This window comes from Streptomyces coeruleoprunus (assembly GCF_039542925.1).
Lineage (GTDB): Bacteria > Actinomycetota > Actinomycetes > Streptomycetales > Streptomycetaceae > Streptomyces > Streptomyces coeruleoprunus.
In genome coordinates this window covers 495,336-517,717 of the sequence record NZ_BAABIT010000001.1, presented here as the reverse complement: position 1 = coordinate 517,717, position 22,382 = coordinate 495,336, and the positions used below count along the sequence as shown (strand labels likewise).

Sequence of the window (22,382 nt, the reverse complement as noted above, 5' to 3'; positions counted from 1 at the left end):
CCTTTCCGGCCATGCGGGCGCCGCCGTCCGGCGGTGCTCGCGGACAACACGTGCCGAGTACTGCGCGTCATGACAACAGCCACCCCGGATGACGTCAAGTGCTCACTATGGACTTGTTCCGATCAATAACGCGCACGATTGCTCAGTGTGGCCTCAGTCGGTCGACAGGGTCACAACTGCATAACTCACCGGGGTCCATCGATGACAGGCACCAGGTGGCGTGCTCTAACTTGAGCGATATTCGACGACCTGCTCAACTTCGAGCGTGCTCGTTCTCCTCTTCGCGGGCCGGCCGGAGCGTCGGTCCTCCTGTACCAAAAGGCGGTAGTTGCCATGAAGCGACGTCTCTTCGCCCTGTCCGCCGCCGGGGTCGCCGGTGTGCTCGCGCTGTCGCTCTCGGGGTGCGGTGGCGCCGGATCCGGTCCCTCGGCCGACGGCGTCACCACGATCACGTTCGTCGCGGCCGACTACGGCTCCAACGGCGACAATCCGAGCCGGGCCTACTGGCAGGACGTGATCAAGGCGTTCGAGAAGAAGAACCCCACGATCAAGGTGGACCTCCAGGTGATCAACTGGAATGACATCGACGCCCAGGTCAGGACCATGGTCCAGAACGGCGACCAGCCGGACCTCCTCCAGACCGGCGGCTACGCGGACTTCGCGAAGAGCGGGCTGCTCTACTCCGTACCCGAAGTGCTGTCGGTGCCCACCGAGGCGGACCTCATCCCGGCCATGGCCGACGCCGGCAGCCAGGGCGACACCCGGTACGGCATCCCGTTCGTCTCCAGCGCGCGGATGTTCCTGATCAACAACGCGCTGTTCCGCAAGGCCGGCCTCGACCCGAAGAAGCCGCCGAAGACCTGGGCCGAGGTCACCGCCGCGGCGACGGCGCTCAAGAAGGCGGGCGTGGAGGTGCCCCTGGGCGTCCCGCTCGGGAAGGAAGAGGCTCAGGCCGAGGCCTTCATCTGGATGCTCGGCAACAACGGCGGCTACCAGGACTCCAGCGGCGCGTACGCCATCAACTCCGCCGCCAACGTGGAGACGTTCACCCAGCTCAAGGGCTGGGTCGACGCGGGCCTCACGCAGAAGAGCCCCGCCTCCGTCAACCGCACCGACCTCACGAAGAACTTCGCGTCGGGCAAGGTCGGCATGCTCAACGGGTTCCCGGGCCAGCTCTCCGAGATCAAGGGCATGGACGTCACCTGGACCGCCATGCCGGGCAAGGACGCGCAGAGCCGCAGCACGCTGGGCGTCGCCGACTGGGTGATGGCGTTCAAGAAGGGCGGGCACAAGAAGGAGATCAAGGCGTTCCTGGACTTCGCCTACCAGAAGGAGCACACGGTCCGGTTCGCCAAGACGTACCACCTGATGCCGGTGACCCGGTCCGCGCTCGCGGCGCTCCAGGACGATCCCGCGCAGAAGGACCTCAAGCCCTTCCTCCGGATCCTGCCGACGGCCACCTTCTACCCGCTCAGCGACCCGACGTGGCCGGGCGTCTCCGCCCAGATCAAGACCCGCATCGGCAGCGCCGTCAGCGAGCCGCGGCAGACCCTCGACGCGCTCCAGCAGGCCGCGCAGCAGGCAGGACAGTAACGAGAGCGGCCCATGGCCGTACGCCCGAATCGAGAACTCACTGTGTCCACCCGCACCATCCCCGAACCCCACCGCACCGCCGTCCGGCGCGGCGCCCCCGTCCGCCGGGCCGGTGCGAGGCCCCTCCGCCGACGCCGGCCCACGCGGTGGGCCGGTCCCGGTCCCGGTCCTCGCCCCCGCCTGCGGCGTCTCGGCGCCCTGCCGTGGATATCCCCGGCCGTCGTCCTCATCCTGGCCGTCGTCGTCTGGCCGGTCGTCGAGATGGTCCGCACCTCGCTGCGGAGGATCGACACGTCCGGTGTCGACCAGGGGCCCGCCGGGTTCGGGAAGTACCGCAAGCTGTTCGCCGACCCGCGCCTCCCCGACGTCCTGACCTGGACGGCCGTGTGGACGGTCGTCGTGGTCGCCCTCACCATGGTTATCTCGCTCGCCCTGGCCCAGCTGTTCGACCAGCGCTTCCCCGGCCGGACCATCACCCGCTGGGCCCTGATCGCCCCGTGGGCGGCCTCCGTCCTGATGACCGCGATCGGCTTCCGCTGGATGCTCGACCAGGTCGCCGGCGTCCTCAACCGGCTGCTCCTCGACCTCGGCGTCATCGACACGGCCGAGGCGTGGACCGGAGACGCGGCCCACGCCAAGCCCTGGCTGGTGTTCGTCGCCGTCTTCGTGTCGCTCCCCTTCACCACGTACACCCTCCTCGCCGGACTCCAGACGATTCCGGCGGAGGTGTACGAGGCGGCCCGCGTCGACGGCGCGTCACCTCTCCAGACCTACACGAGGATCACCCTGCCGCTCCTGCGGCCGGCGTTCCTCGTGGCGCTGGTGATCAACCTGATCAACGTCTTCAACTCGTTCCCGGTGATCTGGGGCATGACCCAGGGCGGACCCGACGCCGACACCGCCACGACCACGGTCTTCATGTACATGCTGCGCAGCTACGACGTCGCCGAGTCGGCCGCCCTGTCGGTGGTCAACTTCGCGGCCGTCATCGTCATGGTGCTGGTCTTCCTCAAGGTCAGCGGCTGGAAGGAGGCAGCCCGATGACAACACGGACGACCGCGCGCACCGCCACCGTACGGACGAGGCCGCGCACCAGGACCGTCCTGCTCACCGTCACGGCATGGGCCCTGGCCGCACTCTTCCTCCTGCCGTACGCCGAGATGGTCGTCACGGCCGCCCGGCCCGCCGACGAGCTGCGCGACAACGGCTACCTGCCGTCCCACTTCGACTGGTCCGCGTTCACCCGGGTGTGGACCGACACCACCCTCGGCCAGAACCTCACCAACACCCTGCTGATCGCGGGCGGTTCGACGCTGCTCGTGCTGCTGGTGGCGCTGCCGGCCGCGTACTGCACGGCCCGTGTGCGCTTCCGGGGGCGCACGGCCTTCCTCCTGCTCGTCCTGGTCACGCAGATGTTCCAGCCGACGGCCCTTCAGGTCGGCCTCTACCGGGAGTTCCACGCCCTGGGACTGCTCGACACCGTGACCGTGCTCATGGTCGCCAACGCGGCGTTCAACCTCGCGTTCGCGGTGTGGATCATCAGCGCGTACATCGGCTCGATCCCGGTGGAGCTGGAGGAGGCCGCGATGATGGACGGCAGCAGCCGGGCCGGGGCGCTGTTCCGCGTGACCCTGCCCCTGGCCATGCCCGGCATCGTCACCGCCGTGATCTTCACGTTCATCGCGGCGTGGAACGAGTTCATCATGGGCCTGACGCTGACCACGTCGCCCGAGCGGCAGCCGCTGACCGTCGGCATCAACAACATGATCGGCGCCTACAGCGTCCAGTGGAACCAGGTCTTCGCGGCCTCGGTGGTCGCGATCGTCCCGGTGGTGATCCTCTTCGCGGTCATCGAGCGCCATGTGGTCTCGGGGCTCACCGCCGGCTCCGTGAAGTGAGCGGCGGGTCCCCTTGCCGCCTCAGACGCAGTGGACGTCGACGCCCTGATGGGTGAGCTGTTCGACGAGGTCGTCGGGGGCGTCGTGGTCCGTGATGAGGACATCGATCTCGGCGATCGTGCAGACCCGGGCGAACGCCCGCCGGCCGAGCTTGGTGGAGTCGGCGACCACGACGATCTTGTCGGCGCGCTCGGCCATGGCCCGGTTGACGTTCGCCTCGCCCTCGTCGTGGGCGGACGCGCCGAAGCGCGGGTCGACGGCGTTGACGCCGAGGATCGCGTAGTCGAGCGACAGGCCCTGGAGCACGGCGGCCGCGAGCGGCCCCGTCAGCTCGTACGACTGGGGGCGGGCGACCCCGCCGGTCACCACGGTCTTCACGTGCGGGCGGACGGCCAGCTCGTTGGCGATGTTCACGGCGTTGGTGACGATCGTCAGCGCGGTCCCGGCGGTGTGCTCGGCCAGGTCGGGACGGGTGGCCAGCTCCCGGGCCACCTCCGAGGTCGTCGTCCCGCCGTTCAGCCCGACGACGGCGCCCGGCGGGACGAGCGCGGCGGCGGCGCGGGCGATCCGCTGCTTCTCGTCCGCCTTGCGCGCGGTCTTGTAACGCAGCGGCAGGTCGTACGTGACGCCGCTGAGCACCGCGCCGCCACGCGTACGGGTCAGCAGCTGCTGGCGGGCCAACTCCTCCAGGTCGCGGCGGACGGTGGCGGGGGAGACGCCGAGCAGCTCGGAGGCTTCGGCCACCTCGATGCTGCCCCTCTCGCCCAGCGCGTCGAGGAGCCGCGTCCAGCGCTCGTGCGTGCCCATCACCATCTCCTCGCTCTGCTCGCCCGCTTGCCCGCGGGGCGCCCTTCACCTGTGTGGCGACCTGCGGGTGCTGAGCGTAACCCGCCGGACCCCGCACATGCGTATTCGTGCGCATGCTTGCTCAAAGTTGAGCGTCCGACGTATAAACAAATCACCTTCAAGCATGCGAGCTGGGGTGCACCCAGCCGCGAAACCCCTCCGGGAGTCGCCGTGAGCCATGTCGACAGGGAAATCACCAGCCAGCCCGCGTGCTGGCGCCGTGCGCTGGAGGCGCGCCCGGCCGGACTGCCGCAGGACGGCGAACGCGTGGCCGTCGTCGGCTGCGGCACCTCCCTCTACATCGCCCAGGCGTACGCGGCGCTGCGCGAGTCCGCCGGCCTCGGCGAGACCGACGCCTTCGCCGCCTCCGAGTTCCCGGTGGCCCGCCGCTACGACCGCGTGCTCGCGATCAGCCGCTCCGGCACCACGACGGAGGTGCTCACGGCGCTGGGGCGGGTCGCCGGGGACACCCCCACCGTCGCCCTCACGGGCGACCCCGACACTCCCGTCCGGGACGCCGCGGACACGGTCGTGGACCTCTCGTTCGCCGACGAGCGGTCGGTCGTGCAGACCAGGTTCGCCACGACGGCCCTCGTGCTGCTGCGCGCAGGCCTCGGCTGCGTACCGCCCGACCTCCCCGAGCAGGCGGAGCGGGCCGTGCTCTCCCCGCTCCCCGAAGAGGCGGTGGCCGCCGGGCAGTTCACGTTCCTCGGGACCGGCTGGACCGTCGGCCTCGCCCATGAGGCGGCCCTGAAGCTGCGCGAGGCGGCCGGGGCGTGGACGGAGTCGTACCCCGCGATGGAGTACCGGCACGGCCCGATCAGCGTCACGGGGCCCGGGAGCGTCGTCTGGTTCTTCGGCGCGCCGCCCCCCGGCCTCCTCGACCAGGTGCGGACGACCGGCGCGTGCGCCTCCGTCTCGCCGGCCGACCCCCTCGCCGACCTGATCCGCGCTCAGCGCGTCGCCGTCGCCCTGGCCGGACGCCGCGGCCTCGACCCCGACCGGCCGCGGGGCCTGACCCGCTCCATCGTCCTGGCGGACGCCGGTGCCGATGCCGGGGCGCACAACCGGGCGTATGGCGAGGCGGCCGGGGGCGGGGCGCGTGGCGGGGCCGACTCGTGACGGTCATGGCCCTGGACGTCGGAGGCACGTACATCAAGGGCGGTCTGTTCTCCGAGGACGGCACCCTGCGGTACACCGAGCGCTGGTACACCAGGGCGGACCGCGGCCCGGACACCGTCCTCGAGACCGTGCTCGGCTGCGCCGCCGAACTGGCCGGGCGCTGCCCGGCGGCCGTGGCGGCCGGGATCGTCGTCCCCGGACTCGTCGACGAGGACGCGGGCGTGTGCGTACGCGCCGCCAACCTCGGCTGGCGCGACGTACCCGTCCGGGACTGGCTGGCCGAACACCTCGACCTGCCCGTGGCGTTCGGCCACGACGTCCGGGCCGGCGGCCTGGCCGAGGCCCGGGCCGGCGCGGGACAGGGCTGCGCCGACTTCCTCTTCGTGCCGGTCGGCACCGGGATCGCCGCCGCCGTGTTCACCGGTGGCCGGCCCCGGGCCCTGACCGGCGGCCACGGCCGTGCCGGCGAACTGGGCCACGTCGTGGTGCGGCCCCGGGGAGACCGCTGCCGCTGCGGCGCGCGGGGCTGCCTGGAGACCGTGGCGTCCGCGTCCGCCATCGCCCGCCGCTACGCCCGCGCCACCGGCCGGTACGGCACCACCGCCGCGGAGGTCCAGGGCCGCGCGGCAGCGGGGGACCCGACGGCCGCCGCGCTCTGGTCCGAGGCCGTCGAGGCGCTCGCCGATGCCCTGTCCACCGCGATCACCCTCTACGACCCCGCGCGCGTCGTCATCGGCGGAGGCATGTCCCGGGCCGGCGACTCCTTCCTCCGGCCGCTGCGGGCGGCGCTCGCCGCACACCTCACCTTCCAGGCCGCGCCCGAGGTCGTCGAGGCCCGGCTCGGCGACCTGGCGGGCTGCACGGGCGCCGCGTACCTGGCCCGGGACCTCGTGGCCCGCGCGGGAGCGGCGCCGTGATCCTCACCGTCAGCCTCAACGCCGCCCTCGACATCACGCACCACGTCGACCGGCTCCGCCCCCACACGGCACACCGCGTCCGCGAGGTGGCCGCCCGGGCGGGCGGAAAGGGCGTCAACGTCTCCCGCGTCCTGCACGCCCTCGGACATCCGACCCTCGTCACGGGCCTGGCCGGCGGCGGCACGGGAGCGGCCGTCCGCCGCGAACTCGCCGACGGGGGCCTCCCCGAGCGGCTGGTCCCCATCCGTGGCGAGACCCGCCGGACCGTCGCCGTCGTGGACGCGCACACCGGCGACACGACGACCCTGCTCGAACCGGGCCCCGTGGTACTCCCGGAGGAGTGGACCCGCTTCCGCGAGTCCTTCGAGGCCCTCCTCGACCGGGCCACCGCCGTCGTCCTCTCCGGCAGCCTGCCCCCCGGCCTGCCCGAGGACGCCTACGCGGTGCTCGTCCGGGCGGCCCGCGCGCGGGCCGTCCCCGCCCTCCTCGACACGAGCGGACCGGCGCTCCTCGCCGCTCTCCCGGCCGCCCCGGCCCTCGTCAAACCGAACGCCGACGAACTCGCCGAGGCCGCAGGCCGGTCCGGCCCCTCCCCGGCATCCGGCCGGTGCGAGCCCCGTCTCGCCGCACGCGCCGCGGCGGAGGCGTTGCGCGCCGCCGGAGCCGAGGCCGTCGTCGCCTCGCTCGGCCCCGACGGCCTGCTCGCCGTCACCCCGCACGGCACGTGGCGCGCGGTTCCCCCCGAACGGCTCCGGGGCAACCCGACCGGCGCCGGGGACGCCGCGGTCGCCGCACTGTCGCTCGGCCTGGCCGCCGCGGAGCCCTGGCCGCCACGGCTCGCCGAGGCGGTGGCGCTGTCGGCCGCCGCCGTGGCCGCCCCACTGGCGGGCTCCTTCGATCCCGCCGTCCACCGCCGCCTGCGCGGCCGCGTGGACGTCCAGCCCCTGCCCCGTACACCAGGAGAGACACGATGCCCCTCGTAGGGACGGCCGACATCGTCACCCCCGCCGCACGCACCCGCAGCGGTGTCGGCGCCTTCAACGTCGTCCAGCTCGAACACGCCGAGGCCATCGTGGCCGGAGCGGAGGCGGCCGGCGCCCCCGTGATCCTCCAGATCAGCGAGAACACCGCCCGCTACCACGGCGCGCTCGCCCCGATCGGAACGGCGACCCTGGCCGTCGCCCGCGCCGCGAGGGTGCCCGTGGCGGTCCACCTCGACCACGCGACGTCGCCGGACCTCGTCGACGAGGCGACAGCGCTGGGCTTCACGTCGGTCATGTACGACGCGTCGACCCTCCCGTACGAGGAGAACGTCCGCACCACGGCCGGCATACGGGCCCGCTGCCACGCGTCCGGCGTCTGGGTGGAGGCCGAACTGGGCGAGGTCGGCGGCAAGGACGGCGTGCACGCCCCGGGAGCGCGCACCGACCCGGACGAGGCGGCGGCCTTCGTCGCGGCCACCGGCGTGGACGCCCTCGCGGTCGCCGTCGGCACGTCGCACGCCATGCTCACCCGCGACGCCGCACTGGACTTCGCGCTCATCGCGGCCCTGCGCACCGCCGTCCCCGTGCCCCTGGTGCTGCACGGCTCGTCGGGCGTCGCGGACCAGGACCTCGCCACCGCCGTCGACCACGGCATGACCAAGGTCAACATCGCCACCCACCTGAACCGGGTCTTCACCCGCGCCGCCCGCGAAGCCCTCGACGTGGACCCCACGCTGGCCGACACACGCCGCTACCTGGGCGCCGGACGCACGGCGATGACCCACGAGGTCACCCGCCTGCTCGGCGTCCTCACCTCCCCGCTCCCCTCCACCACGACCGCCCGCCTCTGAGTGTCGAGAACACCGCAGGTTCAGGACCGGTCGACCGGTTCGGCGGTGAGTGCGGCGCCGGCGGTGTCGAGGATCCGACCGAAGACGTGGGCGATGAGAGGTTTGGCGAGTACGCGGGTCAGGGCGGCGCCGAAAGGGGCGCGGACCTGGAACGTCGTCGTCCAGACGACGAGCGTGCCCTCGGGGACTTCGGTGAAGGTCATGCGGCCGAGCTCGTGCCGAGCGGGCGGGAAGCAGCGTTCGACGGTGTAGTCGAACTCGTACGGGGGGTGGTAGGCGGTGACCCGTTCGCGGAACCAGCCGATCAGCCACGTGTGCAGGCGGATGGCGCCCACCCCGTACGGCGCACCCGCGCCCGGCCGGGCCAGCCGCGCCCTGAGCACGTAGGGGGAGCGGGTGTAGTGGGTGGTCGTGGCGCACCAGTCGAACACGTCGGCGATCGGCGCCGCGATGACGCGTCGCACCGTCAGGGTCTCCATGTCTCTGCCCTTCTCGCGGTTGGCAGGCCCTCCTGGGAGGCGGGCTCACCGCGTAGACACCGCACCACCCCGCGACCGTGACACCGCCTCTCGTGGCGTACGTCACACCGCGTGCGACGCCGGAGTCCGGGCGAGGGATTCGCTCGTGTGTTCGGTTGTTCGTCTAGGCTGGACCCATGACCGCACTCCGCCCGGACCTCTCCGCCTTCCAGGGGTCCCTGTTCGACCAGGGCGACGACATCCGGCTCGGCCCGCTGGGCGGTGTCCGGCGGACCGGGCTGGACGGCGGTGCCTGGATCGACCACCTGCCCGGCTGGCTCCAGGGCGCCGACGCGCTGTTCGAGGACCTGGTCGCGCGGGTGCCGTGGCACGCCGAGGAGCGCAGGATGTACGACAACGTGGTCGCCGTACCCCGCCTCCTCGCGTACTACCGCGAGGGCGAGCCCCTTCCGCACCCCGTCCTCGCCGAGGCCCGCGCGGCGCTCAGCGCCCATTACGCGCCCGAGCTGGGCGAGCCCTTCGTCACGGCCGGCCTCTGCCTCTACCGCGACGGACGCGACAGCGTCGCCTGGCACGGCGACCGGACCGGCCGGTCCTCCACGCGGGACACGATGGTCGCCATCCTCTCCCTCGGAGACCCCCGGGACCTCGCCCTCCGCCCGCGCGGCGGCGGCCCCGTGGCGCTCCGGCTCCCGCTGGGGCACGGCGATCTCGTGGTGATGGGCGGCTCGTGCCAGCGCACATGGGACCACGCGGTCCCCAAGACGAGCCGCGCGGTCGGCCCCCGCGTCAGCGTCCAGTTCCGACCGCACGGCGTGGGCTGAGGCGAGCCCCGCGCACGCCCCACGCGCGGATCAGCGGGGGGCGCCGAAACCGCGCTCGAAGGCGTGGAACGCGACCTCCTGGCGCCACTGCACCGCCGCCTTGGCGCTCGAGCGGAGCAGGTTGCGGCACAGCGGACCGGGCGTGGTCACGCCGGGGCGCTCACCGCGGCAGGCGGCGGCGAGGTGGTAGCCGGACCGGGTCGGGTTGCCGTGCCACAGGCTGTCGCCGGGGAGGAAGGCGTACTCCAGGGAGGCGCGGGCGAGGTCCTTCAGCTCGGGGTACGACAGGCCGTAGGTCCGGGCCGCGTACTGGTACTCGTGGGTGATGTCGATACGGGACACCCCCGGGTCGTCGGTGGCCAGGACGACCGGCACGCCGTAGCGGCGGTAGGTCGCGAAGGGGTGGTCGTCACCCTTGACGCCGAGGATCTGGGCGTTGCTCGTGAACGGCACCTCGACGGCGATCTCGCGGGCCGCCATGGTGCGGACGGTCCGCTGCCAGCCGTCCTCGTGGACGAGGTCGACGCCGTGGCCGATGCGTTCGGCGCCGGCGACGTCCACGGCCTCGCCGATGTGGAAGGCCAGGTGCTCCGGCTTGACCAGGCCCGGCCACAGCTCGCCGGCGTGGAGGGTGAGGTGGGCGCGCGGGTACACGCCGCGCAGGTGGGCCAGCATGCGCATGTGCAGGCGGTAGTCGGCCAGCGCGGTCTCGCCGTCCTCCGGCTGCACGAGGTTGACCGCGACGAACCTCGGGTCCCGTTCGGCCAGCCGCATGCCGAGGGCCATCTGCGTGAACACGCGCTCGGGCGAACCGCCGCGTGACACCTGCGCGATCCACCGTACGGGCAGGGCGCAGCCGGGCCGGGCCTCCGGCGTGCCGCAGCGGGCGGCGGCGCGGAACTCCCGCTCGGCGGCGTCGGCCTCGCCGCGGGCCTCCGCCACGACACGGTCCAGGCCGCCGCCCGCCGTGAGCCTGCCGTGCAGCCGGCCGAGGTCGGCGTCCCAGCCGACCTCGTCGGCGAGCCTCCTCGCGGAGCCGGACGCCGGGGTCGCCATGGTCTCCAGGTAGAACTGGTTCTGCCGGACCACGTCGTCGGCGACCTCGGCGAGCAGCTTGCCGGGGTGCCGCCAGGTCACCGCGCCGAACTTGCCGAAGGTGGCGAAGAAGTGGTCGTGTCCGTTGCCGCCGGCGGGGAAGTCCTGCATGGACCACGCCCGTACCAGCGCGTCGTGGAACGCCCTGTCCGTACGGGCGTCCGCGGCGCGACGCCTGCCCGGGCCGCACGGCGGCTCCACGGCGGTCATGGTCGAGGTCTCGACGCACAGCCCGTCCTCGGCGGCCAGCTCGATCAGGTACTCCGTCGACACCGCGCCCGACAGGTGGTTGTGCAGCTCACCGCCCTTGGGCAGCCGCTCGAAGAAGCGCCGCAGCAGCCGGGGGTCGTTCCGGACGGCGTGCAGATGGGCCGCCGCGCCCCGCTCGCCCACGGCCGGCGGACGCGGCGCGCCCGCCGCCCCCGCCGACGCGGACCGCGCCGAAATCGAGTGGTTCGATGCGGAGTGGGCCGATGCGGAGTGGGCCGAGGCCGAGTGGGCGGCCGACAAGGACGCGGCCAGCAAGGGGCACAGGCATGCGGCGGCCAGGAACCTGAAAGGGCGCGCCGGCCCGGAACGTCGAGAGGTCATGACGGCATGATCATCAGCCGCCCGCGCCCTCCCGGGTAACCCGGCGGCGTGTACGGGTCCCATCACCCGACCGGGCCGTCCTGCGGCGCCCCGCGCCCCCGGCCGGTTACTCCTCCTCGGGGATGCGGGCGACCAGCAGGGCGATGTCGTCGTCGGCCGAGCCCGGGACGAGGTGGGTGAGCAGGTCGTCGCACAGGCCCGTCAGGGAGGCGTGGGGCTGGGCGAGCAAGTGGGTGAGCTCGGCGAGGCGTTCGTCGATGTCGCTGCCGCGGGACTCGATGAGCCCGTCGGTGTACAGCACCAGGACGCCGCCCGGCTCCAGGGTGGTCTCGACGGTCGTGAAGCGGGTCCCGCCGACCCCCAGCGGGGCGCCCGGCGGCAGTTCGATGACATGGACGGCACCGTCGGAACCGATGGTGGCGGGCGGCGGGTGACCGGCGCGGGTCATACGGCAGCGCCCGGTCGCCGGGTCGATCACGGTGTACAGGAAGGTGGCGAGCATCGGCTCGGCCAGATCGTCGAGTGCCGCCTCCAGCTGGTACAGCAGGTCCACCGGCTCCAGGTCGAGCCGGGCCAGTGCCCGGACGCTGGCGGACAGCCGTCCCATGACCGCCGCGGCCCGCGTGCCGTGGCCCATGACGTCGCCGATGAGGAGAGCGGCCCGGTCACCCGGCAGGTGCAGGACGTCGTACCAGTCGCCGCCGACCTCGTTGACGTCGCTGGCGGGCAGGTAGCGGTGGGCGACCTCGATCCCGGGCGGCGGGGTGATGTGCTGCGGCAGCATGCTGCGCTGCAGGGTGAGCGCGGTCTCGTGCTCCCGGTGGTAGAGGCGGGCGTTGTCGATGCTGAGCGCGGCACGGGCGGTGAGTTCCCCGGCCAGGACCACGTCGTCGGAGGTGAAGGGCCCGACCGGCCGCGTGCGGTAGAAGGTGGCCACGCCCAGCACCAGGTCCCGGGCGACCAGCGGCGCCATCATGAACGAGTGCACCCCCAGGCGCAGCAGCTGCGCGGGCCTGTTGGTGTGGCGGGCGGCGGGCGCGATGGCCTTCTCGTCGAGGTGGGCCAGCAGGAAGGGCCGGCGCCCGGCGAGCGCCTGGGTGTACGGGGCGGACGCCGGGAAGTCGAGGGTGCGGCCGAGCGGGGCGAGGACGTCGGTGACCTCGGAACCCGTCAGCGGGGCCTTGCCCAGGCGGCGCAGGGCGACCCCGCCGACCAGCCCCATGCCGGGTTCGTCACCGCGCGCGAGGGAGTCCAGGACGTCGACGGTGACCGCGTCGGCGAGGCCAGGGGCGGCCAGGTCGGCGAGTTCCTGGGCGGTGCGCTCCAGGTCCAGGCTGGAGCCGACCCGTATGGACGCCTCGCTGAGCAGCGCGAGCCTGCGCCGGCCCGCCTCGGCCTCGGTGTGGGCGCGCTGCTGCTCGGTGATGTCGAGCAGGGAGGCGATGACGCCGATCGGCCGGCCGCCGGGGTCCTCGACCCGTACGTACGAGCACGACCACACCCGGTCGTGTTCCGGGTCGGCCGGCGTACGCCCCACCCGGCGGCGGTCCAGGACCGGCTCCCCCCGGTCCAGGACCTGCCGCATCGCCTCCTCCATCTCCTCGGCGTTCACCTCGGGCAGCAGCTGGGACAGGCGGCGGCCGATGTGCGTCGACTCGGACAGGCCGTTCATCTGTTCCAGGGCGGGGTTGACCCTGAGGAACCGCAGCTGCGTGTCCAGGACGCCGATGCCGACGGGGGAGCGGGCGAACAGCCCGTCCCACACGGCGGACGCGCCGCGGATACGGCGCGTGGCGTGCGCCTCGGCGGCGAACACCAGGATCGCGGAGGTGTCGTCGTGCCGGTCGAGCACGGGGCTCGCCCAGATCTCCAGCTCCACGGGGTGGCCGTCGTGGTGCCAGGCCGTGACCGTGCCCATCACCCCGCGCCCGCCGACCGCGGCCTCCCACAGCGACCGGCCGAGGCTCCGGTCCGCACCCGGGTGCAGCAGCTCGGCGATGTGCCGTCCGATAACCTCCTGCGGGCCGTAGCCGAGCAGCTCGGCGGCGGCCCGGTTCCACCGCACGACCGTTCCGTCCGCGCTGGTGGCCACCTGCGCCACCGGCAGGGCGCCCAGCCAGCCGCCCGCGTCCTGCGCGGCGCCGCTGATCAGCTCCTCCACCGGTGTCGCCTCGAGCGGAAACGGCGCGGCGGTCGGCTCCGACTGCGCATCCTCCACACCCCCATGGTCGCCCCGGCGCCACCGCCCCGCTCCTCGGGCCGGCGCGCGCCTCGCCGTCCGCTGTCCACCGGCATCAGGGGACGGCCAGGCCGCCGGATGCCGTCGCCGTGGAAGTCGCCAGGGAATGGGACGGACATCCCGGTGGCATGACAGAGGGGGGCGGGAAGCAGGCGGAACGGGGTGGGAGCATGCGACTGGTCTTCGTGGTGCGGCTGACATGCGTGACGCTGCTGACCCTGGTCGCCTGGATCACGGCACCGGCGGCGGCCTTCGGCGCCCCCGGCGCCCGGTCCCCGGCCCCGGACGACGACTGCGCCGTTCACCGGCTCGCCTCGGCGCGCGTCTCCGCGTCACTGCGCGTGGCCCATCACGGACGTACGCACAGCAAGGCCGAGAGCGTGGTGACCCTGCGTGTGCCCACGTCGTGGCCGCTGGCCCCCAAGCTCCTGCTGAGCGAGGACAGCGACGCCTATCGCCATGCCCTGCGCTGCCTGGTGCAGGAGAAGGCCGGTTCGCAGCGGCACCAGCCGGACGAATGGCGGGAGGCGTCCCCCCGGATCACCTCCGACGGCGCCGAGTTACGCGTCCGGATGGAGGCGCACGCCTGGGTCGACGAACGCCACGTGGCCCTGGGGCCCTGGCGGATCGAAACCGGGCTCACGCGCTGGACCATCCGCTTCACGCCGCCCGCCGCGCTGCGGTCCGCCCGGTGGGGCACCATCGAGATCGACCCCGGTGTGCCGGGCGCCGAGTGGGCACGGCCCGAGCCGTCGGCGGGCCGGGGCACCCACGCCCTGGTGTGGAAGCCGTCGACCACGAAGACGGCACGACCGGTTCCGGAGATCCAGGTACGGACCGCACCGCCCTGGCAGCGGGCGTGGGCGGCACGCGACGGCCGTGACATGGGCAACGTCGGCGCCGTCGGTGCCTTCCTCTGGATGTACGGGGTGGTTCTCATCGCCACCAAGGCCGCCCGTTCGGCCCGGGAACAGCCGGTGGGCCGGCCGGCCTCACCCGAGGAGGACCGTGCCGCCCGGCGGCTGGCCAACTGGGTGTGGCTCAGTCTGGCCCTCGCCACGGTGGCCGGGATCCAGTTCGGCCCCCGCACCCAGGGGGCCCTCCCGGACGTCGTCGTCTCGGCGGTGGTGGCCGTCGCCATGGCCGTCGTGTGCCGCCGGGGACCGTCCGTGGTGGCGGTGACCGGGATCCTCGGGGCCGGGGCCGTCGCCCTGTCCCTCCTCCCCACCTCCACCGTGACTCTCGCCGCCGTGAACGCGCTCGCCCTGTCGGCCCTGCTCTGCGGTTTCCTCGCGTGGGGCCGGCGTCTGCTGGCGCCGCGCCGACGGCTCGGCCTGCCCGTGCTGGCCCCGGTGTCCGTGGCGATGGGGGTCGCGCTCGTCGGCGTACACCTGTGGCTGTCCGAGCGCCAGTGGCAGCGTGTGTCCTGGCTCAGCGACCGAGCCGCCGCGGAGTACGCCACGCGGCACAGGGACCACCTCATGACGGAGCTGCGAGAGCTGGCGGCCGAGAGCGCCCAGTGGGTGCTCGGCTACGACTTCTTCCTGACCGCGCTGGCCATCCTGGCCCTGCTGCGGGCGCGGGGCACCGTGCCACAAGCCCGGCACGCCGTCCCGGCCGCGCCCGACGTGCTCCTGATGCTGCTGCTCCACACCGTCTTCATCACGCCCGCCGTGCCCTATTACCTCAACAACAGCGCGCTCGACTGGCTGGGGATCGTCCTCGACATCGCCGCGGTCCAGCTCCTCCTGCTGGTCGGCCGCCGCCGGTCGACACTCGCGGAGCGTATGGAAGTGTCCGGGCTGCCGCTGCGGGAACTCTTCGGCGAGGAGCACCGCGCCGACTTCCTCCACCGCGCCAGGCGGTACCGGGAGCTGCACGCCACCCTGCGCCGGCTGGACCACGGCCAGTCCGACGAGACGGCGGTGACCCGTGCCGCGGTGGAGCGCCGGCTGCACGGCCTCCACCGGTGGCGGATCCCCCGCCGTACCACCGGGCCGGCCCCCGATCGGCTGCCGTCCCACGTGACCGTCGTGGACGTCGCCCTGGCGTGGGGACCGCGCGCCACCTGGTGGGAGAACGGCTGCCGGGCCGCCACCTACGCCGGTGTCCTCGCCGCACCCGCCAGCGCGTTGATGACCTGGCACAACTGGATCCGGGACGGCTCGTGGGAGCAGACGACGTGGGGCGCGGCGGAGACCGCGCTCACGCTGGTGCACTGGGAGCTGGCGTGGATGGGCGCCGGTTTCCTGCTGGGAGCCCTGTGGCGGCTGCTTCCCGGGCGTCGCGGACCCGCTCGCGCCTTCGGCTTCACGGCGGCGTACGCGCTGCCCACGGGGCTGGCAGCGCCGGGCGTCGTCCTCACCGACGAGAGCCACGGCGACGCGGCGCTGGACGTCTCCCTGACGCTGCTGATCCTGACGCTGACGGCGCTCGCCATGGACCTGGAGACCTTCCGCGGCGAACGACGCTACTGGCCCTCACGGCTCAGCCTGCTGCTGTCCGTCTACCAGATGCGGTACCTCGCCCTTCAGACGGCGTACCTCATCGCCCAAGTGGTGGCGGCCATCACCATCTGGCAGTTCGTCACCGATGCCGGGGGGCCGGGGGAGCCACCGGTCAAGTTCCAGCCGTGAGGGCCCGGTGGTCCGGCCCACCGCGCCCGTGCCGGTCAGGCCTTCTTCACCACGCTGGACTTCAGCTGCATGGCGCCGAATCCGTCGACCTTGCAGTCGATGTCATGACCGTCGACGCCGTCGACGAGACGGATGCCCCGCACCTTGGTGCCCGCCTTGATACCCGTCGGGCTGCCCTTGACCTTCAGGGTCTTGACCACGGTCACGGTGTCGCCGTCGGCGAGTACGTTGCCGACGGCGTCCCTGATCACCTTGTCGCCCGGGTCCCCCGCGGGCTCGGCAGCCGCGGGTGACCACTCGTGCCCGCATTCCGGGCAGACCAGGAGCGCACCCATCTCGTAGGTGTAGGCGCCGGAGCATTCGGGGCAGGGGGGCAGGTTCTCGTTCACCCATGCAGTCTATGGCCGGTGCCGACCGCGGCCGGTCCGTCCGTCCTGGCCCGCCGGCGCAGTGCCGAACGGCGGCAATGTCTCGGCCTGGGGGCCCCGAGGGCCCTGCGGGACGGTCACTTGGGCGGCAGGCCCGCTGCGAAGGCCCAGCCCTCGTCGAGCCAGTCCGCCAGCGCCTCGTCCTCGCCGACCGCCGTCCCGGCGACGACCACCCAGCCGCGCATGGGGCGGCCCGTCATGTCGAAGACCCGGGCGCCCGGCCGCGCCAGCGCCTCCTCCGTCGCCTCCGGGCCGACGCGGACGATCAGGTCGTCACCGACGACGCCCACCGCCATGTTCCCCCGGCACAGGAAGGCGGCCCCGCCGAACATGTGCTTCTCGGAGACGTCCGGGCCCGTGCCCAGCCGCTCGCGGATCCGCTCCGCCAGACCCTCGTCGTACGCCATGATCCGTATCACTCCCGTCCGGTGAGCCGGGCTTCGAGGTCGCGCAGGTCCTTGTCGAGATTGCCGCGCACCTTTCGTGCCAGGAAGGGTCCGGCCAGCCGGTAGAAACCGCCGCCGCCGCCCCGGACCCGGATCCGCGCCAGGGTCCCGCCCGGCGCGGGCTCGAAGCTGTACGTGACGTGCATGGGCATCGGACCCGCCACGGACACCATGTCCAGGAGCCGCGGGGGTTCATGGGCCGCCACGCGCAGCACGTAGTCGATGCGGCGGCCCAGGAAGTAGGCCGTACGGGTGACCTCGGCGCCCGCGCCGAAGCCGCCCCCGGGCGCCTCCTTCGTGAGCTCCGCCGTGCGGATGCCCTGGGTCCACTCGGCGTCGTGCCGCCAGTCCATGGCGTACGCGGCGACCTCCTCGGGCGGCACGGGGATGGCGCGCTGCGCGGTCACGTCGATCGTCATACGCCCAGCCTCACCGCCCGGCGCCGCCACCGCGCGCCGTCCGCCGAAGCCCCGGCCCGGCTGTCCCGCCGCCCGATGCGGCCCTGCGGCCGTCAGCTGGGGCGGCGGGTCGACGACAGGGCCAGTGAGCGGACCCATGGCTCGTGGGACAGTTCCTCGACGCCGCGGCGGGAGAGGGCGCCGGTGACGATTCTGCGGTCCGGATTCGGCGCGTCCAGGCCGGCGCCGCGCAACACCTCCCGCTGCGCCTCCGTGGGCGCCTGCTCCAGGAGGACCATCACCAGAAGGTTCCGGGCCTCCGGGTCACTGCCGGCGGCGTTCACGGCGGCCGCGAGGGAGGCGTCGAGCTTTCCGTAGTCCACGTCACCGATTGTCACAGAGCGCCGACCGGCCGGCATTCACAGCCGCGCCGCGTCCACGAGGCCGCGACCCCACTTGGGGTCGAACGCCCCCGGTGCTGCGCCGGGGATGGTCGCCGTCTCCGCGAGCGTGGTGAGGATCTTGCCGGGGTCCGCGCCCGGGTCGCCCTGGAGCAGCAGCGCGCACAGGCCCGCGACGAACGGGCACGCCATGCTCGTGCCCTGGAGCACTGCGTGGCTGTTGTCGATGATGAAGTGCCTCTCCATGTCGAAGGCGTCGCGCGACAGCGCGGAGACGATCATCGCCCCTGGTGCGGCGAGATCCGGCTTCTGCACGTCGTCCCGGCGGGGCCCCTCGCTGCTGAAGCTCGCGATGTCGTCGATCACCAGAGCGGGAGCACGGCGCTGCCTGCCGTCCACGTCGCGCCATTCCGTACGCGTCGTCGAGGCCGCGACGGTGATCGCCGACGTGGCCGCCCCCGGAGAGCCGATCTTGAACGCGTCCTGCACCGCCGGCCCGCTGAACTGGGGCTGCGGGTCGGCGTCCGCACGGCCCAGCATCCACACGTGCGCCGTGCTGCCCGGGCCGCTGACCCGGTCACCGCGGAGCACGAGACGCCAGGGGGCCCGACGGGCGAACCGGGTGGGCGCCGGCTCGACGGTCACGAAGAAGTTGTGGTCGCCGTTCTCCCGGTCGGGGCCGGGCGTGACGATCTGCACGGTGCCGTCGACCAGGCGGTGGTCGACGGTCGGCTCGTCCGACGGCCGTACGGGCTGGAACCCGGTGGTGTCGCCCGACGGCGAGACCACGGCGACCTCCAGCCGGTCGGACCCGGGATACCAGCCGTTCAGCCAGAACAGGTCCAGGGCGCCGCCGACCCGGCCCGGGTGGCAGGGAACGGAGCGGACGCCGCCCTCGGGGACCACGAGGCGCGCGTGGATGTCGTCGTCGCCCTCGTTGCCCGCCGCGCAGCACACGACGCGCCCCGGGCCGACCTCGTCCTCGATGCCGAGGGACATGACGTCCGTGCCGTCGTGCGCGTCGGCGTGGCCGCCCAGGCTGAGGTTGACCACCGCGGGCATGCCGAGTTCGCGGGCCAGGCGGAAGACGTACTGGAAGCCGTCGATGATGTGCGCGTCCTGGAAGTCGGTCTTGACCGCCACGATCCGCGCCTCGGGGGCGAGGCCCTCGGTGCCCGCCGCGATGCCCGCGACGTGCGTCCCGTGCCCGTCCGTGTCACGGGACAGCGGGTTCGCCGTCGGTGACGTCGTGGTGAACTCGGCTCCGTAACGGCCCTCCGGCACGCCGTCGCCCCCGAGCACCGTCTGGTCCCAGATGCGCTCGATACGCCCCTGGAAGGCCGCGTGCCGTGGGTCGATGCCCGTGTCCACCACCCCGACGAGTACGCCGCGGCCGGTGAGTCCGGTGCGGTTGCGGAACGTCGGTACGCCGGTACTGACCTGCGCGCGGTCGAGGTACGGGCGGAGCTGCGCGGCCGGGACGATCCGGCGGACGCCGGGCCGGTCGGACAGCCGCTCCAGCGCGTCGAGCGGCACGATCGCCGTGTGCACCCGCCGGCCGCCCTCGTTGACCTCGATGTCCTCGTCGCGTATCTCGTCCAGCGGCATATCGGGGTCGCACTCCACCGAGACGACCACGCGCACGGGCTTGGCGCGCTGGTCGACGGAGACGATCCCCATCATTCGGGCGGGCCTCCTGAGCGGGGCGCGCCGGCGGTCTTCCTCCAGGTAGCGCGCGTACGCCGCGGCGAGTGGCGGCGCCAGCTTGTCGATCGCCATGACTGATTCCTCTCCCTCTCACTCTTCGTGCGCAGCCGGGGCGGCTGCGTCCAGGGCCTTGTCCTTGTCCGCGTCCTCGTCCTCGTCCGTGCCCGGGGGCACCACCGTGTGCCGTGTCAGCGTCCAGTCGCGGAAGACCGGATGACGCTGCAGATGGCCGAGGTCCGGATCGTCACTCAGGTGGTCCAGCCAGTTGTCCAGGAGTTCCGACTCCTGCACCGACGCCGCGAGGTGGTCGAGTGACAGCCGGGCGGCCTCCTCCGTGCGGTCGGCCCAGTCCGTGCCGTCGCCCGGGCCGATCAGGCGGGCGTAGAAGCAGGCGGCGTTGTACCGGGCCAGCCCGGCGATCTGGATCCGGCCCAGCGCCTCACCGCCCCCCGTCGTGAGTCTCGGCGAGCCCGTGCCGCTCGCCGCGCGGACGAGGGACCGGAGGCCGTTGGCGTGCCCGGAGAGGTTCCGCAGCCGGAGCTCGTCCCGCTCGAAGCCGGGATCGGCCCTTCGCAGCTCCGGGAGGGTGGGCAGGCTGTCCCAGCTGCTGAGCAGGACGTGGAGGCGCTGCGAGAGGATGGCGGCCTCGACGGCGGCCCGTGACCGGGGGCGCAGGGTCCCGAGTGGCCTGATCATCTCGCGATAGAGGTCGCGGCCCTCCCTCCTCGACCATGCCCGGAGCAGCCTGCGGTACCGCAGGTCCTCGGACAGTCCGGTGAGCTCGACGCCGGAGAGACGCAGGAAGTAGTAGCGGGCGGGGCGGCGTTCGGGCGGCGGTGGTGCTTCGGAGGCGGGTACGAGACGGGCGCCGGCCAGGGCCTTCTGGAGGCGGTTCCGCCAGGTCGGTTCGTTCATCCAGACGTCCAGCCACTCGTCGACCAGATCGAGGACGACACCGGCCCGGTACCTCGGCTGGATCATCTCCGGGTACTCCTGGGCGAGACCCAGGTACATCTCCAGGGCGATGAGGTATTCCTCCGGGCTGCGGCGCTCCCTCAGCAGGGCCAGCTCGGAGCGGGCCAGCCCGTTGGCCGGGTCCAGACGCACGGCCGACGCGAACTGCCGCTCCGCCTTCCTGGGCTTGCCGCCGTTGCGCAGGAGATCGGCGCCGTCCCGGTAGTGGCGCAGTCCCCGGCCGTTCTTGGCGTGCCACTTGGTCCAGCGGGGAATCCCCACGCTGTTCTCGATCGCGAGCTGGGCCACCGTGTACGCCGCCTTGTACACGGCCTCCTCCTCGGAGTCCGCCCAGTACGTGTCCTGCAGGACGCTGCGGGCCCTCGACTTCTCCGTGATGTTGACGGTGACGCCGAAGCCCCCGTCGGACCGCTGGACATGGCCCGTGAGCCGCCACCCGCGGCGCGGGAACGCCAGCTGCCAGCCGTACGCCAGGAGCTTGGTGACGACGTCCGCGTCCTTGGGCTTCGCCTCGTAGAGCACGGTGGGCAGGCTGAGCGTCGGCTCCCCACCGGGCAGGGGCGGTGGTGTCTGCACCTGCGTGGACAGGATGGTGCGCATCCGCGCGGTGCACGTGGCGGCATCGCGCCCCGCGGTGCCCGGGCTGTCCGTGGCGCTGCCGGGATTGGCGTAGGACAGGTCGTCCACCTCGATGGAGACGGGTTCACCACGGGCGTTGCGGAGTTCCAGGAGGCGCACGAAGCCGACGAGGAGGGAGCCGAGGAGGATCCACGTCACGAAGCCGGGAGAGAACGGGAAGCCCAACTCGTCCCGGGGCCCCAGGCACAACACCCCGTGGTCCACGAGACAGCCCACCGTCACCGCCACTCCGTCCACGGCGGAGACGTCGACCGTCGCCCCGCCGGGGCGGCCCCCGGACGCCTCGGACACCTGCCCGGCGATCAGGGCCCAGACGACCAGGGTGACCGCCAGGAGCAGCCGGCTCGCCCACCGGCTGATCGCGGTGGCGGCGAAGAACAGCACGGCTGCTGAGCCGAGGACGACGTACAGGAAAGTCGGTATCCACCAGGAGGGGTCCATGGCCGGACCTCCACCCCACGTATGCGGCATATGCTTGTTTCATCCGTTTATGTCGTAGATTTTTCTCTTTCGGGTGGAAGTCGTCAAGATCGGAACATGATCATGAGTGACGGATCACCGGGAGCGGGCCGTGCGCGTCTGAGCCGTGAACGCGTCCTGCGCGCCGCGCTGGCCGTGGCGGACGGGGAGGGGCTGCCCGCCGTCAGCATGCGGCGCGTCGCGGAGGAGCTCGGCGTCGAGACCATGGCGCTGTACCGGTACACGCCGAGCAAGGACGACCTGCTCGACGGGCTCGTCGAGACGCTCTTCCTGGAGCTGGAGGAGCGTCTGGCGGACGCCGGGCACCCCGCCGTCGCCGGCCCGACCCCCGGCCACCTCGCCAGGACGGACCTGCGACGCGCGCTCCACGGCCTGGCGTCCGAGATGTACCGCGTGGCGGAGGCCCACCCGAACGTCGTCTCCCTCTGCGCGACACGCCCCTTGACGGTCCCTCTGACGCGCCGGCCCCCCGCGGTGCTGCGCGTCCACGAGCGCCTGCTGACGCTGCTCCACGCCGCGGGCGTGGAGGAGCGGGCGGCACTCCGGACGTACCGGGCCTTCATCTCGTGGGTCCTCGGCTACATCGTCATCGACCTGCGCGAGGTGGTCGACGACCCCGACGAGCCCGACCCGGCCTTCCGCCTGGGCCTGCACCGCCTGCCGGCCAAGGACTTCCCCATGCTCCGGGCGGCGGGCCCCCGCCTCGCCGAACGCGGCCACGAGGAACAACTGACGGCCGGCGTGGACGCGTTGCTGAACGGCCTGGGGGCGGGCGACGGGGAGTGACACGGGGCAGCCGTCGTCGGCGGGCGGCTCTTGCCGGATGGTTGTGAC

The 22,382-nt window shown here is 73.1% G+C and carries 20 protein-coding genes; 10 read left to right on the top strand and 10 right to left on the bottom strand.

All coding sequences use genetic code 11. The features are described 5' to 3' along the window. Nucleotides 1–333: 333 nt before the first annotated feature. The 3 genes from ABEB09_RS02425 to ABEB09_RS02415 are packed head-to-tail and all read left to right on the top strand — an operon-like array spanning nt 334 to nt 3,491. Nucleotides 334–1,593 (top strand): extracellular solute-binding protein, encoded by a 1,260-nt coding sequence (locus ABEB09_RS02425; protein WP_345686589.1) that lies wholly within the window; start codon nt 334–336, stop codon nt 1,591–1,593. Nucleotides 1,594–1,635: 42 nt separating this feature from the next. Then, nucleotides 1,636–2,637, top strand: coding sequence for a carbohydrate ABC transporter permease (locus ABEB09_RS02420; RefSeq protein WP_380841433.1), 1,002 nt, complete (start codon nt 1,636–1,638; stop codon nt 2,635–2,637). After that, complete coding sequence (locus ABEB09_RS02415) at nt 2,634–3,491, top strand: carbohydrate ABC transporter permease (RefSeq protein ID WP_345686587.1); 858 nt, start codon at nt 2,634–2,636, stop codon at nt 3,489–3,491. Before ABEB09_RS02420 ends, ABEB09_RS02415 begins: the two co-directional genes overlap by 4 nt. A 21-nt stretch (nt 3,492–3,512) precedes the next feature. Here ABEB09_RS02415 and ABEB09_RS02410 read toward each other — a convergent pair whose 3' ends face one another. Beyond that, the gene (locus tag ABEB09_RS02410; protein WP_345686585.1) at nt 3,513–4,298 is read right to left on the bottom strand and encodes a DeoR/GlpR family DNA-binding transcription regulator; all 786 of its coding nucleotides are present in this window, start codon (nt 4,296–4,298) and stop codon (nt 3,513–3,515) included. A 210-nt stretch (nt 4,299–4,508) separates the two neighbouring features. Between ABEB09_RS02410 and ABEB09_RS02405 the strand changes: the two genes are divergently transcribed. The 4 genes from ABEB09_RS02405 to ABEB09_RS02390 are packed head-to-tail and all read left to right on the top strand — an operon-like array spanning nt 4,509 to nt 8,210. Next, nucleotides 4,509–5,459, top strand: a complete 951-nt coding sequence (locus tag ABEB09_RS02405) for an SIS domain-containing protein (protein ID WP_345686583.1) — start codon at nt 4,509–4,511, stop codon at nt 5,457–5,459. 5 nt (nt 5,460–5,464) lie between these two features. Further along, the gene (locus ABEB09_RS02400; RefSeq protein ID WP_345693818.1) at nt 5,465–6,376 is read left to right on the top strand and encodes an ROK family protein; all 912 of its coding nucleotides are present in this window, start codon (nt 5,465–5,467) and stop codon (nt 6,374–6,376) included. Beyond that, nucleotides 6,373–7,359: a 1-phosphofructokinase family hexose kinase gene (locus tag ABEB09_RS02395; RefSeq protein WP_345686581.1), complete on the top strand. Its 987-nt coding sequence runs from the start codon at nt 6,373–6,375 to the stop codon at nt 7,357–7,359. The genes ABEB09_RS02400 and ABEB09_RS02395 overlap by 4 nt, the downstream gene beginning before the upstream one ends. Beyond that, nucleotides 7,347–8,210: a class II fructose-bisphosphate aldolase gene (locus ABEB09_RS02390; protein WP_345686579.1), complete on the top strand. Its 864-nt coding sequence runs from the start codon at nt 7,347–7,349 to the stop codon at nt 8,208–8,210. Before ABEB09_RS02395 ends, ABEB09_RS02390 begins: the two co-directional genes overlap by 13 nt. Nucleotides 8,211–8,230: 20 nt before the next feature. Here the strand turns inward: ABEB09_RS02390 and ABEB09_RS02385 are convergent, their stop codons facing one another. Next, nucleotides 8,231–8,689 (bottom strand): SRPBCC family protein, encoded by a 459-nt coding sequence (locus ABEB09_RS02385; protein ID WP_345686577.1) that lies wholly within the window; start codon nt 8,687–8,689, stop codon nt 8,231–8,233. A 176-nt stretch (nt 8,690–8,865) separates the two neighbouring features. On the opposite strand from ABEB09_RS02385, the gene ABEB09_RS02380 reads away from it, so the two are divergent. Then, a complete protein-coding gene (locus ABEB09_RS02380) occupies nt 8,866–9,513 on the top strand; it encodes an alpha-ketoglutarate-dependent dioxygenase AlkB (protein ID WP_345686575.1) in 648 nt (215 codons plus the stop codon). A 30-nt stretch (nt 9,514–9,543) separates the two neighbouring features. Here the strand turns inward: ABEB09_RS02380 and ABEB09_RS02375 are convergent, their stop codons facing one another. Next, nucleotides 9,544–11,199, bottom strand: coding sequence for an adenosine deaminase family protein (locus ABEB09_RS02375; protein WP_345686573.1), 1,656 nt, complete (start codon nt 11,197–11,199; stop codon nt 9,544–9,546). A 106-nt stretch (nt 11,200–11,305) separates the two neighbouring features. After that, nucleotides 11,306–13,417: a SpoIIE family protein phosphatase gene (locus ABEB09_RS02370; protein ID WP_345686571.1), complete on the bottom strand. Its 2,112-nt coding sequence runs from the start codon at nt 13,415–13,417 to the stop codon at nt 11,306–11,308. Nucleotides 13,418–13,608: 191 nt separating this feature from the next. On the opposite strand from ABEB09_RS02370, the gene ABEB09_RS02365 reads away from it, so the two are divergent. Continuing rightward, the gene (locus ABEB09_RS02365; RefSeq protein ID WP_345686569.1) at nt 13,609–16,074 is read left to right on the top strand and encodes a DUF6185 family protein; all 2,466 of its coding nucleotides are present in this window, start codon (nt 13,609–13,611) and stop codon (nt 16,072–16,074) included. A 35-nt stretch (nt 16,075–16,109) separates the two neighbouring features. On the opposite strand, the gene ABEB09_RS02360 is transcribed toward ABEB09_RS02365, so the two are convergent. From ABEB09_RS02360 to ABEB09_RS02335, 6 genes are all read right to left on the bottom strand, one after another. Then, nucleotides 16,110–16,463 carry a zinc ribbon domain-containing protein YjdM gene (locus ABEB09_RS02360; RefSeq protein WP_345686567.1) on the bottom strand — a complete coding sequence of 118 codons (354 nt, stop codon included), beginning with the start codon at nt 16,461–16,463 and terminating at the stop codon, nt 16,110–16,112. Between the two features lie 116 nt (nt 16,464–16,579). Continuing rightward, nucleotides 16,580–16,909, bottom strand: coding sequence for a TfoX/Sxy family protein (locus ABEB09_RS02355; protein ID WP_345686565.1), 330 nt, complete (start codon nt 16,907–16,909; stop codon nt 16,580–16,582). 8 nt (nt 16,910–16,917) lie between these two features. After that, on the bottom strand, nt 16,918–17,367 hold the full coding sequence (locus ABEB09_RS02350) for an SRPBCC family protein (protein ID WP_345686563.1): 450 nt from the start codon (nt 17,365–17,367) through the stop codon (nt 16,918–16,920). Nucleotides 17,368–17,459: 92 nt separating this feature from the next. Beyond that, entirely contained in the window at nt 17,460–17,729 is a 270-nt protein-coding gene (locus ABEB09_RS02345) for a hypothetical protein (protein WP_345686561.1), read from the bottom strand. Between the two features lie 36 nt (nt 17,730–17,765). Further along, a complete protein-coding gene (locus ABEB09_RS02340) occupies nt 17,766–19,526 on the bottom strand; it encodes a S8 family peptidase (protein ID WP_345686556.1) in 1,761 nt (586 codons plus the stop codon). Between the two features lie 18 nt (nt 19,527–19,544). Then, the gene (locus ABEB09_RS02335) at nt 19,545–21,509 is read right to left on the bottom strand and encodes a tetratricopeptide repeat protein (RefSeq protein ID WP_345686554.1); all 1,965 of its coding nucleotides are present in this window, start codon (nt 21,507–21,509) and stop codon (nt 19,545–19,547) included. A 102-nt stretch (nt 21,510–21,611) separates the two neighbouring features. Between ABEB09_RS02335 and ABEB09_RS02330 the strand changes: the two genes are divergently transcribed. Further along, nucleotides 21,612–22,334, top strand: coding sequence for a TetR/AcrR family transcriptional regulator (locus ABEB09_RS02330; RefSeq protein ID WP_345686552.1), 723 nt, complete (start codon nt 21,612–21,614; stop codon nt 22,332–22,334). Nucleotides 22,335–22,382: the final 48 nt, after the last annotated feature.

Bases quoted from the DNA above. Each gene is read 5' to 3' on its own strand.
- ABEB09_RS02385 (WP_345686577.1), bottom strand. From the start codon at position 8,689: ATGGAGACCCTGACGGTGCGACGCGTCATCGCGGCGCCGATCGCCGAC.
- ABEB09_RS02350 (WP_345686563.1), bottom strand. From the start codon at position 17,367: ATGACGATCGACGTGACCGCGCAGCGCGCCATCCCCGTGCCGCCCGAG.
- ABEB09_RS02380 (WP_345686575.1), top strand. From the start codon at position 8,866: ATGACCGCACTCCGCCCGGACCTCTCCGCCTTCCAGGGGTCCCTGTTC.
- ABEB09_RS02365 (WP_345686569.1), top strand. From the start codon at position 13,609: ATGCGACTGGTCTTCGTGGTGCGGCTGACATGCGTGACGCTGCTGACC.
- ABEB09_RS02330 (WP_345686552.1), top strand. From the start codon at position 21,612: ATGAGTGACGGATCACCGGGAGCGGGCCGTGCGCGTCTGAGCCGTGAA.
- ABEB09_RS02335 (WP_345686554.1), bottom strand. From the start codon at position 21,509: ATGGACCCCTCCTGGTGGATACCGACTTTCCTGTACGTCGTCCTCGGC.
- ABEB09_RS02415 (WP_345686587.1), top strand. From the start codon at position 2,634: ATGACAACACGGACGACCGCGCGCACCGCCACCGTACGGACGAGGCCG.
- ABEB09_RS02355 (WP_345686565.1), bottom strand. From the start codon at position 16,909: ATGGCGTACGACGAGGGTCTGGCGGAGCGGATCCGCGAGCGGCTGGGC.
- ABEB09_RS02390 (WP_345686579.1), top strand. From the start codon at position 7,347: ATGCCCCTCGTAGGGACGGCCGACATCGTCACCCCCGCCGCACGCACC.
- ABEB09_RS02375 (WP_345686573.1), bottom strand. From the start codon at position 11,199: ATGACCTCTCGACGTTCCGGGCCGGCGCGCCCTTTCAGGTTCCTGGCC.
- ABEB09_RS02425 (WP_345686589.1), top strand. From the start codon at position 334: ATGAAGCGACGTCTCTTCGCCCTGTCCGCCGCCGGGGTCGCCGGTGTG.
- ABEB09_RS02410 (WP_345686585.1), bottom strand. From the start codon at position 4,298: ATGGGCACGCACGAGCGCTGGACGCGGCTCCTCGACGCGCTGGGCGAG.
- ABEB09_RS02400 (WP_345693818.1), top strand. From the start codon at position 5,465: ATGGCCCTGGACGTCGGAGGCACGTACATCAAGGGCGGTCTGTTCTCC.
- ABEB09_RS02340 (WP_345686556.1), bottom strand. From the start codon at position 19,526: ATGGCGATCGACAAGCTGGCGCCGCCACTCGCCGCGGCGTACGCGCGC.